The sequence below is a fragment of the Bradyrhizobium sp. genome (genome assembly GCF_050014615.1).
Classification (GTDB): Bacteria; Pseudomonadota; Alphaproteobacteria; order Rhizobiales; family Xanthobacteraceae; genus Bradyrhizobium.
Map to the genome: position 1 here is coordinate 26,675 of NZ_JBEKCZ010000023.1, position 11,347 is coordinate 38,021.

Below are 11,347 nucleotides of genomic sequence, written 5' to 3' on the forward strand. Positions count from 1 at the left end.
CTACCTTTGGTTTCATATCCTAACGTCAACTTCAAAAAAGGGAAGGCGTATTTTCTTCATTTCTTGGAATTTTCACGCAGGAAAGCAAGCCTGCTCAGATAGTCGAAATCCACCCCCTTGAGAGGGTTTGAAATGCCGGTAACTCTCGCGCTTTTTTCGGCAACGGTATCGCTGTTGCTTTCATTCGTGATTGCCAGCGAAGCAGGCAAGCTCGGCTTCGCCGTCGCTTTGCGATTCCTCGAACGCGGCCGCCATATTCCGCCGGGCAACCAGCCGCTCACCGCGGCAAATCTCGAAATCTGGCGATCCGACCCGGACAACCGCGCATCCGCGCGAGGCTATGCTTCACGCATCATGCTTTACGATATCGCGTTCCTTCTGAGCCTGGGCAGCTTCTTCGGCTTTGGATCGACAGCGCTGGCCGGACCTATCGCGGCATTCCACTTCGACAGCGTTTGGCTTTGGATACTGCCGGCGCTCTATGTGGCCAGCGACTTCATCGAAGACATGCTGATCCGCAACGTGCTGCTGTCACCTGCCCCGCCCGCAAATAATTTCGTTTTCATGCGGTGGGCGACCGCAGCGAAGCTGGCGAGTTCGACCGCCTGCTTCTTGCAGATTTTTGCGCTCGCAATAGGGTCGATGCTGCGCTGAACCGCGCTGGTTCAGCGCGGCACGACCGCCGTCGCTTCGATCTCGACCCGTGCCGCCTTTTCAACCAGGCGCACGACCTGGACCAGCGCCATCGCCGGATAATGCGCGCCGAAGATCTCGCGATAGATCTGGCCGAGCGCCTTCAGGTTCGCCAGATATTCGTCCATGTCGACGACATACCAGGTCAGACGCACCAGATGCTCGGGCCGCGCACCGCCCTCAGTGAGAATGGCCGAAATATTGCTCAGGGTCTGGCCGACCTGCGCCACAAAATCCACCGGCAAATGACCTTGAATGTCCCAGCCGATCACGCCACCCGTCACCACGAGGCGGCCATCGGCGGCGATGCCGTTGGCGTATCCCCGCGGCGCCGGCCAGCTGCTCGGTTGCAATATCTGCAAACCTGCCTCGTCCGTTGTCGTCGGCAGCACAGCGAGGCTGGGCCCTTTCGGCATGGTCACAGGCAATTCTCCTTCGTATTCATTCCGCGGCCATGCCGGCCGACGCAGCACCGCCCTGGGCCATCTGCCGCAAGGCAAACCGCTTCAGCTTGCCGGTTTCCGTCTTCGGCAGCTGGGTGACGAATTCGATCGCACGCGGATATTTATAGGGCGCGATCTCGCGCTTGACGTGATCCTGCAGCGCCGTTGCCAGCGCGGCGTCGGCGGCGACGTCCGGCGTCAGAACCACATAGGCCTTGACGATCATGCCACGCGCTTCGTCGGGCGCGCCGACCACGCCGCATTCGGCCACCGCCGGGTGGGTCAACAACGCGGCTTCGATCTCGGGACCGGCGATGTTGTATCCGGAAGACACGATCATGTCGTCAGATCGGGCCACGAAGGACAGCCGGCCCTTCTCGTCAGACACGAACGTATCGCCGGTCAGATTCCAGCCATTGCGCGCATAGTTCGACTGCCGCGTATCCGCGAGATAGCGGCATCCGGTCGGGCCGCGCACCGCGAGCTTGCCGGGAGTGCCTGCCGGCAACTCCTTCATGTCGTCACCGACGACCTTGGCCTCGTAACCCGACACCGGGTGCCCCGTCGTTCCGGCGACGGCATCGCCGACCCGGTTGGTAATGAAGATATGCAGCATCTCGGTGCTGCCGATTCCGTCGAGAATCGTCTTGCCGGTCTTGCGGGTCCAGTCTTCGAACACCGGGGCCGGCAGCGTTTCGCCGGCCGAAACCGCAAGACGCAGCGACGAGAGATCCGCGCCCTTGTCCATCGCGGTCATCATCGCCCGATACGCCGTCGGCGAGGTAAAGCAGATGGTGGCCTTGTAGGTTTCGATGATCTTGACCATCTCGGCGGGAGATGCGTTTTCGAGCAGCGTCGCGGTGGCGCCGAACCGTAACGGAAAGATCGCCAGCCCCCCGAGCCCAAACGTAAAGGCCAGCGGCGGCGAGCCCACGAAGACGTCATCCGGCGTGACGTTGAGCACTTCCCTGGCATAGCCGTCCGCGATGATCAGGAGATCGCGATGAAAATGCATCGTCGCTTTTGGTTCACCCGTGGTGCCGGAGGTAAATCCCAGCAGGGCGACATCATCGCGGCCGGTCTTGACCGCATCGAACCGAACCGGCTTGCTCAGCGCGATCCGGTCGAGCTCCGCATCATGATTGGAGGTGCCGTCGAAATTGACGACCTGCTTGAGAAACCGGCTGGTCTTCGCGCATGCCACCAGCTCGTCGGCGATGCGGCTGTCGGTCAGCGCCAAGGCGATTTCCGCCTTGTCGATGATCTTGGTCAATTCACCGGCACGCAGCATCGGCATGGTATTGACGACGACGGCGCCGGCCTTGGTGGCCGCAAGCCACGCCGCCACCAGGGCCGGATTGTTGCCCGAGCGTATCAGAACGCGGTTGCCGGGCTTTACGCCGTAATTCTCCACCAGCGCGTGCGCCAGGCGGTTCGACCAGTCAGCCAGTTCCTTGTAGGTGCGCTGGCGGCCGTTGCCGATCAGCGCGACACGATCGCCGTATCCCTTTTCGACGATCCGGTCGGTCAACTCGACCGCGGCGTTGAGATAGTCGGGGTACTGAAATTCCGGCCGGTCCAGCAGCAAGTCCGGCCACTGCGCGAACGGCGGAAGATTTCGCCGCGTGAAATCATCGATGTGCCCGGATGGACCAAGGTTTGATGGACCAAGGCTTGGAATGCTACTGGGAATTCTACCTGACATTTCCATCGTCCCCCGTTTGCGGGATGAAAGGCTCAACACCGATATCCAGGCCGTCCGGCAGCGTTCGATCTGCAATCATTTTATACTTAAAGTAATTTTGCGCAATGGCCCAAATTTGGGCAATCCAACACTTTTTCGCCAGCCGTTTTTTGAAATCTAGCGCGCCGCCAATTGCCGCAACCGCGACACCATCGGTGAATCCGGATCGGCCAGCGGCGCGATCGCCGTGAAGTGATTGGCGTCGGGAACCGTGCCAAATCGCGTCGCGACGCCGGCTTTGCCCCAGAGGTCGACGATGGTCTGGCTTTGGCGGAAATATTCCGCGCTTTCGTTGCCGCCGACCACGGCGTCGAGACTGCCGCGCGCGGGTGCGGGCCAGAATAGCGGGCTCGCGGCCCTCGCCGCGGCCTGGTCGAGACCCATCGCCTTGTTGATCGAAGTCTCGACCAGCGGCCCCAGATCAAACAGACCCGAAATCGTGTAGGCCGCCATGACGAGGTCCGCGGGCAAGGACGCATCGAGCGCCCGCCAGTCGGTCGCCAGCATGCAGGCTGCCAGATGCCCGCCGGCGGAATGGCCGCTCACGACCAGCGGCCGCCCGAGCCGCGCCAGTTCGCGCGACGCCGTCCGCATCTGCCCGATGATCGCATCGATGGTAACCTCGGGACAGAGATCGTAGGAGGGAATCGCGACATCGATGCCATGGGCATTCAGCCCCGCGGCGAGATGGCTGGAAGATGAGCCATCCAGCGCCTGCCAGTAACCGCCGTGAATAAACACGACGATCGGGCCTTTGCCATCGATCCCGCCTTGGCCATCGCCGGGGAAAAAATCGATCCGGTGGCGCACGCCGGGACCGTAGGACATGGCGCGCGGGGCATGCCGCGCACGATAGGCGGCAGCGTCCCTCGCCCACCCTGCCATCAGCGCGGGGTTTTCCGGAACCCGCGCCCGGTTGTTGTATTCGACCTCGTAGTCGACACCGGCCATATGCTCTGCACCCGCCTGATCTACGCCCGTCTTTGCGCGGATTTCTGCGCCGAAGCCTTGGTCTTGGCCAACAGGCGCATCAATTCGCGAACGTCCTTCGGACCGAGATCGGCGAACAGATCGGCGATCCAGGTCTCGTGCTCGGCGGCCATCTTGCGAAACTCGGCGCGGCCGATTTTGGTCAGCCGGATGACCTGGACACGGCGATCGGTATCCGACGTTCGCCGGTCGAGATGGCCGGACTCGACGAGGCGCTCCACCAGCCCGGTCACATTGCCATTGGAGACCATCATCCGCTTCGACACATCGGTCAGCGTCATGCCTTCCGGGACCTTGTCGAGCTGGGCCATCAGATCGAACCGCGGCAGCGTGACATCGAACCCCTCGCGCAGCCGGCTGCGCACCTCGCCCTCTATCAGGCTGGTGCAGGTCAGGAGGCGGAGCCACAACCGAAGCTCGTTGCCGTGATCTTCCGGAAGCTCGACGGCCTTGGTCTCGGAATCAAGGATCATGATGCAATCATACCTGCGTTAAGCCGAACCCGCCGGGTCGATCTTTTGACCTTCAAATAATTCAGGGATCGCCGCAAGTCAAAACGCCATTAACGACGGCTCGGGCAACGGCCTCGCGACCGCTTGCTGCGGTTTCCCAGTTGCTTTAAGGTTCAAATAATTGGCGCGCGGTTTGCATGCCTTGCAGCGACTTCGGCTGATGGGTGGTTGCCTTGCTTGCGGCAGGCGCCGTCATCGGAATAAGCTGCCGGCCTGAAGGCCCGGATCGTACAGGTAGGCGTGGCAGACGGATTTGGACTTCGGCCGCGACGCGGCTGATCAGGAGAGAGATCATGAAGCAGCAGTTGAGATTAGCCGCAATGACGGTCTTGTTCGGGTTGGTGGCCAATGCGGCGGTCGCGGAAGACAAGATCAAGATCGGCGTGATCGTGACATTGTCCGGTCCGGCAGCGGGGCTCGGCCAGCAGGCGCGCGACGGCTTCACGCTCGCGGTCAAGGATCTCGGCGGCAAGATGGCTGGCCGGGACGTCGAGGTCGTGGTGGCCGATGACGAACTCAAACCGGACGGCGCGGTCGGCAAGGTCAAGGGCCTGCTCGAACGCGACAAGGTCGATTTCGTGGTGGGACCGATCTTCTCCAATATCCTGCAGGCGATCCACAAGCCGGTGACGGATAATAAGACCTTTCTGATCAGTCCGAATGCCGGCCCGTCGAGCTATGCCGGCAAGAACTGCAGCCCGTATTTCTATGTGACCTCCTACCAGAACGATCAGGTGCACGAGATCCTCGGCAAGGTCGCCCAGGATCGCGGTTACAAGCGCGTCTATATCATGGTGCCGAACTATCAGGCCGGCAAGGATTCCGTCGCCGGGTTCAAGCTCGACTACAAGGGCGAAATTGTCGAGGAGTCCTATATTCCGCTCGGCACGCTGGATTTCCAGGTCGAGCTTTCCAAGATCGCGTCGCTCAAGCCCGACGCCGTGTTCACTTTCATGCCCGGCGGCATGGGCGTCGGCCTGGTGAAGCAGTTCAAGCAGGCCGGCCTCGCCGATCAAATTCCCGTCCTCTCCGCGTTCACCGTCGATGAATCGACGCTGCCCGCGCAGCAGGATGCGGCGGTCGGCATGTTCGGCGGCGCCGACTGGGCGCCCAATCTCGACAATCCGCAAAACAAGAAATTCGTGGCGGGCTATGAAGCCGCCTATAACAGCGTGCCCGGCACCTATGCCATGCAGGCATACGACGCCGCGCTGTTGATCGACAGCGCCGTCAAGGCGGTCAAGGGCGATCTCTCCAACAAGGAAGCCGTGATCGCGGCGCTGAAGAAGGCCGACTTCACCTCGCTGCGCGGCGGCTTCAAGTTCAATACCAACGGCTATCCGATCCAGGACTTCTATCTGACCAAGGTGGCCAAGCGCGCGGACGGCAAATTCCAGACCGAAATCGTCCAGAAGGTGTTCGAGAATTATGGCGATCGTTACGCTAAGGATTGCACGCCGGGCAATTAGGCAAGCCCGAGCGTTTTCGAGCGAAGGCCCGCGCCGCACTTGATGCGGGGTGGATAACGGTTGGCGCGAAGAAAACGCGCCCGAATAACGACTGGAAGGAAAACAAGGCGATGAAGAGCGAGATCACCGGCATCACCCGGGCCAATGAGGGCATGCAGGGCATTTCCTGGAATATCCTCGGCCAGACCTATGTGCCGAAGAGCTGCACCGATCATTCCTTCTCCTGGCATGCGACGCTGCCGCCCGGCACCTTCGTGCCGCCGCATATCCATCCGGACCAGGACGAATATCTCTATATGCTGGAAGGCAAGCTCGACTTCATGCTGGCTGGCTCCGAAGCCCAGGCGACGCCGGGCGACCTGATACGTTTGGGCATGGGCGTTCCCCACGGCATCTTCAACAAGTCCGACCAGACCGCGAAGGTGCTGTTCTGGGTATCGCCGAGCCAGAAACTGTACGATCTGTTCTGGGGCCTTCACAACATGAAGGAACAGAAGCCGGAGGACGTGGTGGCGATGGCCGCGGAATACAACATCCACTTCCTGCCGCCCCCTCCGGGGGCGTGAGGCGTAAAGCCGTCATTCCGGGGCGATGCGCAGCATCGAACCCGGAATCTCGAACTTCCGGGTCTGGTGCTTACGCACCATCCCGGAATGACGGAGTATGGATTGCTTCGTCGCTTCGCTCCTCGCAATGACGACGACTGAATGCGGTGGATATTTACGCCCGCACCGCCGCGAGCCCCGGCAACGCCGCAAAGCCGGCCTTGCTGGCATAGCCGCGCACGATGGCTTCGCGCTGGCTGTAGCTGAGAACTTTCTCGATATCGGTGAAGCCGTCGGGGGCGATCTGCTCGACGGCGTCGATCACGCCTTCGGGGCCGCCGCGGCGGTTCGAGCGCACGATTTCCGCGGTCATCGGCAGCCGCTTCTGCTCATAGGCCAGCAGCGCCTGGCGCGGATGTTCGGAGCGCGCCAGCGCGTCGGCCAGACAACGCGCATCGAGAATGGCCTGCGAGGCGCCATTCGATCCCACCGGATACATCGGATGCGCGGCGTCGCCCAACAACGTGACGCGGCCGCTGGACCAATAGGGCAAGGGATCGCGGTCGCAGGTCGGATATTCGTAGAATTCCGATGTCGCCGAGATCAGGCCCGGCACATCGACATAGGGCACCGAGAACCGCGCGACATGCGGCATCAATTCCTCACGCCGGCCCGGCCGCGACCAGTCCTCGCGGCGCGGCGGCGGCGTGTTGCCGTCACCGACCTTCACCAGCACCGCCCAGTTGGTCAGGCGGTTGGCGGGGCTTGAGCCCTCCGCGATCGGATAGACCACGACCTTGGCATGGAGGCCGCCGGCGACGATCATCGACCGTCCGGTCAGAAACACCGGCCAGTCGCGCGCGCCGCGCCACAGCATCAGGCCGTTCCAGCACGGCGGTCCCTCGTTCGGAAACAGCGTCTCGCGCACCCGCGAATGAATGCCGTCGGCGCCAATGAGGATGTCGCCGCGCACGGTCTTGATATGGCTGCCGGCGCGGTCGAAGAAATGCGCTGACACGCCGCCCTCGTCCTGGGTAAAAGCCCCGAGCCTGCAGCCGGTGTGGATCGCGTCCGGTCCGAGCCGCTCCTCGACGGCGCGGTGGATCACGCTTTGCAGCCGGCCGCGATGAATCGAGAATTGCGGCACGTCGTGACCGGCATTGACGCCGCGGGATTCGCGCCAGACTTCCTGGCCGTGGCGATTGAGATAATAAAGCTCGTCGGTGCGGATCGCGATGTCGTCGAGCTTTTGCAAGAGGCCAAGGCCGGCGAGTTCGCGGATCGCGTGCGGCAGCGTATTGATGCCGACGCCGAGTTCGCGGATGGTATCCGCCTGCTCGAACAACTCGCAACCGATGCCGCGGGCCCGCAGCATCAGCGCCGTGGTCAGGCCCCCGATACCGCCGCCGACGATTATCGCCTTCATCGCTCTACTCCACTCACTACCTAACGCCGCGACGGCTCGTAACGTCGCATAGCGGCTTACTCGGCCGCAAGCGGCTTTGTCGCCTCCGCCTTCAGTTCGGCGCGGGTCTTGGGCTTAGCCTTAATTTTCAGGTCGTCGAAATCCTGCCGGTCCCGGACGCTGTTGCGGAAAATCTGCTCCTTGCCGGGCAGATAGGGCGGCGGGCAGAAAATCCCCTCGGCGCGGTACCAGGCCGCGGCCTTCATCGTGAACGAAGGGTCAATCAGATGGGGTCGCCCGAGCGCCACCAGATCGGCCCGGCCGGCGGCGAGGATGGTATTGACCTGATCTGGGGTGGTGATGTTGCCGACGCACATGGTCGCGACCCGGGCCTCGTTGCGGACCTGTTCGGAGAACGGAGTCTGGAACATGCGGCCATAGACGGGGCTGGAATCGCGCACGGTCTGCCCGGTGGAGACATCCACCAGATCGACCCCTGCCTCGGCGAAAGCGCGCGCGATCAGCACCGCGTCATCGCCGACGATGCCGCCATCGGCCCAGTCGGTGGCGGAGATGCGTACCGACATCGGCTTGTGCGACGGCCACACCGCGCGCAATGCCTCGAATATTTCCAGCGGAAAGCGCAGACGGTTTTCGAGCGAACCGCCATAGGCATCGGTGCGGGTGTTGGTCAGCGGCGAAATGAAACTCGCCAGGAGATAACCATGCGCGCAATGCAATTCCAGCATGTCGAAGCCGCAAGCCTCGCCCCGCTCCGCGGCCTGAACGAACGCCGCCTTGACCGCGTCCATCGCGGCGCGGTCCATCTCGCGCGGCACCTGGCTATCCGGATAATAGGGTATCGGCGACGCCGACAGCACGTCCCAGCCGCCCTGCTCCAGCGGCCGGTCCATGCCGTCCCACATCAGCTTGGTGGCGCCCTTGCGGCCGGCATGGCCGAGCTGCAGGCAGATCCTGGCCGCGGAATTGGCGTGGACGAAATCGACGATGCGCCGCCAGGCGGCCTCCTGCTCGTCGTTCCACAACCCCGTGCAGCCGGGGGTGATGCGGGCGTCACGCCCCACACAAGTCATCTCGGTGAAGATCAACCCGGCGCCGCCGATCGCGCGCGATCCGTAATGCACCAGATGAAAGTCCCCCGGCACGCCTTCTTTCGCCGAATACGTGCACATCGGCGATACCACCGCACGATTGGCGAGCGTCATCTCGCGCAGCCGCAACGGCTGGAACATCGGCGCAACCGGTTTGTCGACATCGACATCGAGTCCGCCGGCACGGACTTGTTTCGCGAATGCCTTGTCGACCTCATAGACGAAATCCGGCGCGCGCAGCATGAGATTGTCGTAGGTGATCGCCTTGGCCCGGGTCATGACGCCGAACGCGAACTGCACGGGATCGAAATCCCAGAACCGGTCGACATGTTCGAACCAGACCAGCGACACGTCGGCGGCGTGCTGGGTCTTCTCGACCTCCTCGCGGCGCCCTTCCTCATATTGCTTCAACGCGGCCTCGACCGTCGGTGCGCGCAGCATGGCATCCGACAACGCGATCGCGTCTTCCATCGCCAGCTTGGTACCGGAGCCGATCGAGAAATGCGCGGTCGCCTTGGCGTCGCCGAGCAGCACCATGTTGTCCTTGACCCAGCGCTTGCTGCGGATCATCGGAAAATTACGCCACATCGAGCGATTGGTCAGGAGCGGATGGCCCTCGAGGAACCAGCCGAAAATCTGGGCCATGCGATCGGCCGATTGCTTTTCATTCAGGCCCACAAGCCCGGCACGCTTGAAGGTTTCGGGATCGGTCTCGAAGATCCAGGTCGAGCGTCCGGCTTCATATTGATAGGCATGGGCGATGAACGGGCCCCACTCGGTCTCCTGAAAGATAAACGTGAAAGCATCGAGCGGCCGGGTCGAGCCCATCCAGGCGAACATGTTGGAGCGCAAGTCCACCTCGGGCTGGAAGTGCTCGACATATTTGTCGCGAAAACGGCTGTTGATGCCATCAGCCAGCACCACCAGATCGGCGTCGGCGAAGCGCGCCTCGTCGTCGACATCGGCCTCGAATATCAGGTGGACGCCGAGTTCGCGCGCGCGCTCCTGAAGGATCAGGAGCAATTGGCGGCGCGAGCAGCCGCAAAATCCGTTACCGCCGACCCGGTGCACCGTACCGCGAAAGTGCACGGCGATATCATCCCAATAGGCGAATTCCTGGGTGATGCGGCGATAGCTCGGGGAATCGTATTTCTCGAAATTGTCCAGCGTGGCGTCGGAGAACACCACGCCGAAGCCGAACGTATCGTCGGCGCGGTTGCGCTCGTACACCGTGATCTCGGCACCCGGCCGCTGCTTTTTAAGCAGAATCGCCGAATAGAGACCGGCCGGTCCACCACCGATGATCGCGATCTTCATGAGAGCCTCCGGCACAGCTTTGGAACCGACCGAGATATTTTAAACCTAAAACAATTTTCCGGCAAGCCCCCACCTGTTTGTAAGCTCAATTGCCCTGAAATGCCGGCTTGACCTTGTTCGAGAACGCCTCGAAGGCGCGGGCGAAATCCGCCGTCGTCATGCACAGCGCCTGCGTGATCGCCTCGGCCTCGATCGCCTCCTCGACCGACATCGCCCATTCCATCGCCAGCATGCGCTTGGTCATGGTGTTGGCGAAGGTCGGCCCCTCCGAAATCTGTTTGGCCAGCAGCTGCGCCTGCGACAGCACATGCTCGGGCGCCACGATACGGCTGAAGAACCCCCAGCGCTCGCCCTCCTCGGCGGTCATGAAACGGCCGGTATAGAGCAATTCCGAGGCCCGCGACTGGCCGATAATGCGCGGCAGGATCGCGCAGGCCCCCATGTCGCAGCCGGCCAGGCCCACCTTGTTGAACAGGAACGCGACCTTGGTCCCAACAGCTGCAAGCCGCATGTCGGAGGCCATGGCGATAATCGCGCCGGCACCGGCGCAGATGCCATCGACCGCCGCGATAATCGGCTGCGGCGCGGCCCGCATCGCCTTGACGAGATCGCCGGTCATGCGGGTGAACGCGGTGAGGCCCTTGGTGTCCATCTTCACCAGCGGGCCGATGATCTCGAACACGTCGCCGCCCGACGAAAAATTGCCCCCGGCGCCGGATACCACGACGGTCTTGACCTCGTCGTCCATCGCGCAGGCGCGGAAGAAATCCGTCAATTCCCGGTAGCTCTCGAAGGTCAGCGGGTTTTTACGCTCCGGCCGGTTCAGCGTCACCGTCGCCACGCTGCCGTCGACTTTCAGCAGGAAGTGATGCGGCGAGAACTCTGCCAAAGGCAGCGTGACGGGGTTGGCAGATGTGCTCATGGGGTATTCCTTTTTTCAGCTTCGTCATTCCGGGATGGTCCGAAGGACCAGACCCGGAATCTCGAGATTCTCCGATGTGCAATTGCACATCGTAGTTCGATGCTTCGCATCGCCCCGGAATGACGGACGTAGTCCTCGCCATGACGAGACACGCGTGGAGGCCAGATGCAAGCCGAGATGCAGGCCGAGTTGGAC

At 62.4% G+C, this 11,347-nt stretch carries 10 protein-coding genes; 3 read left to right on the forward strand and 7 right to left on the reverse strand.

Annotation, left to right across the window (positions count from 1 at the left end; genetic code table 11):
• Window positions 1–132 precede the first annotated feature (132 nt).
• The gene (locus ABR948_RS06065; protein WP_428114612.1) at window positions 133–654 is read left to right on the forward strand and encodes a hypothetical protein; all 522 of its coding nucleotides are present in this window, start codon (window positions 133–135) and stop codon (window positions 652–654) included.
• A gap of 11 nt (window positions 655–665) precedes the next feature.
• On the opposite strand, the gene ABR948_RS06070 is transcribed toward ABR948_RS06065, so the two are convergent.
• The 4 genes from ABR948_RS06070 to ABR948_RS06085 all read right to left on the reverse strand — a co-directional run bounded on the left by ABR948_RS06070 (window position 666) and on the right by ABR948_RS06085 (window position 4,343).
• The gene (locus ABR948_RS06070) at window positions 666–1,109 is read right to left on the reverse strand and encodes a RidA family protein (protein ID WP_428114637.1); all 444 of its coding nucleotides are present in this window, start codon (window positions 1,107–1,109) and stop codon (window positions 666–668) included.
• 25 nt (window positions 1,110–1,134) lie between these two features.
• A complete protein-coding gene (locus tag ABR948_RS06075) occupies window positions 1,135–2,841 on the reverse strand; it encodes a benzoate-CoA ligase family protein (RefSeq protein ID WP_428114614.1) in 1,707 nt (568 codons plus the stop codon).
• 156 nt (window positions 2,842–2,997) lie between these two features.
• Entirely contained in the window at window positions 2,998–3,831 is an 834-nt protein-coding gene (locus ABR948_RS06080; RefSeq protein ID WP_428114616.1) for an alpha/beta hydrolase, read from the reverse strand.
• Between the two features lie 20 nt (window positions 3,832–3,851).
• A complete protein-coding gene (locus tag ABR948_RS06085; protein ID WP_428114619.1) occupies window positions 3,852–4,343 on the reverse strand; it encodes a MarR family winged helix-turn-helix transcriptional regulator in 492 nt (163 codons plus the stop codon).
• 332 nt (window positions 4,344–4,675) lie between these two features.
• Here ABR948_RS06085 and ABR948_RS06090 point away from each other — a divergent pair, with 332 nt between their 5' ends.
• Both ABR948_RS06090 and ABR948_RS06095 read left to right on the forward strand, forming a co-directional pair.
• The gene (locus tag ABR948_RS06090; protein WP_428114621.1) at window positions 4,676–5,851 is read left to right on the forward strand and encodes an ABC transporter substrate-binding protein; all 1,176 of its coding nucleotides are present in this window, start codon (window positions 4,676–4,678) and stop codon (window positions 5,849–5,851) included.
• Window positions 5,852–5,961: 110 nt separating this feature from the next.
• Window positions 5,962–6,417 carry a cupin domain-containing protein gene (locus tag ABR948_RS06095; protein WP_428114623.1) on the forward strand — a complete coding sequence of 152 codons (456 nt, stop codon included), beginning with the start codon at window positions 5,962–5,964 and terminating at the stop codon, window positions 6,415–6,417.
• 154 nt (window positions 6,418–6,571) lie between these two features.
• On the opposite strand, the gene ABR948_RS06100 is transcribed toward ABR948_RS06095, so the two are convergent.
• The 3 genes from ABR948_RS06100 to ABR948_RS06110 all read right to left on the reverse strand — a co-directional run bounded on the left by ABR948_RS06100 (window position 6,572) and on the right by ABR948_RS06110 (window position 11,152).
• On the reverse strand, window positions 6,572–7,822 hold the full coding sequence (locus ABR948_RS06100) for a flavin-dependent oxidoreductase (RefSeq protein WP_428114625.1): 1,251 nt from the start codon (window positions 7,820–7,822) through the stop codon (window positions 6,572–6,574).
• A gap of 56 nt (window positions 7,823–7,878) precedes the next feature.
• The gene (locus tag ABR948_RS06105; RefSeq protein WP_428114628.1) at window positions 7,879–10,230 is read right to left on the reverse strand and encodes a bifunctional salicylyl-CoA 5-hydroxylase/oxidoreductase; all 2,352 of its coding nucleotides are present in this window, start codon (window positions 10,228–10,230) and stop codon (window positions 7,879–7,881) included.
• An 85-nt stretch (window positions 10,231–10,315) separates the two neighbouring features.
• Window positions 10,316–11,152: an enoyl-CoA hydratase family protein gene (locus tag ABR948_RS06110; protein WP_428114630.1), complete on the reverse strand. Its 837-nt coding sequence runs from the start codon at window positions 11,150–11,152 to the stop codon at window positions 10,316–10,318.
• Window positions 11,153–11,347: the final 195 nt, after the last annotated feature.

Bases quoted from the DNA above. Each gene is read 5' to 3' on its own strand.
- ABR948_RS06080 (WP_428114616.1), bottom strand. From the start codon at position 3,831: ATGGCCGGTGTCGACTACGAGGTCGAATACAACAACCGGGCGCGGGTT.
- ABR948_RS06085 (WP_428114619.1), bottom strand. From the start codon at position 4,343: ATGATCCTTGATTCCGAGACCAAGGCCGTCGAGCTTCCGGAAGATCAC.
- ABR948_RS06075 (WP_428114614.1), bottom strand. From the start codon at position 2,841: ATGTCAGGTAGAATTCCCAGTAGCATTCCAAGCCTTGGTCCATCAAAC.
- ABR948_RS06090 (WP_428114621.1), top strand. From the start codon at position 4,676: ATGAAGCAGCAGTTGAGATTAGCCGCAATGACGGTCTTGTTCGGGTTG.
- ABR948_RS06100 (WP_428114625.1), bottom strand. From the start codon at position 7,822: ATGAAGGCGATAATCGTCGGCGGCGGTATCGGGGGCCTGACCACGGCG.
- ABR948_RS06065 (WP_428114612.1), top strand. From the start codon at position 133: ATGCCGGTAACTCTCGCGCTTTTTTCGGCAACGGTATCGCTGTTGCTT.
- ABR948_RS06095 (WP_428114623.1), top strand. From the start codon at position 5,962: ATGAAGAGCGAGATCACCGGCATCACCCGGGCCAATGAGGGCATGCAG.
- ABR948_RS06105 (WP_428114628.1), bottom strand. From the start codon at position 10,230: ATGAAGATCGCGATCATCGGTGGTGGACCGGCCGGTCTCTATTCGGCG.
- ABR948_RS06070 (WP_428114637.1), bottom strand. From the start codon at position 1,109: ATGCCGAAAGGGCCCAGCCTCGCTGTGCTGCCGACGACAACGGACGAG.
- ABR948_RS06110 (WP_428114630.1), bottom strand. From the start codon at position 11,152: ATGAGCACATCTGCCAACCCCGTCACGCTGCCTTTGGCAGAGTTCTCG.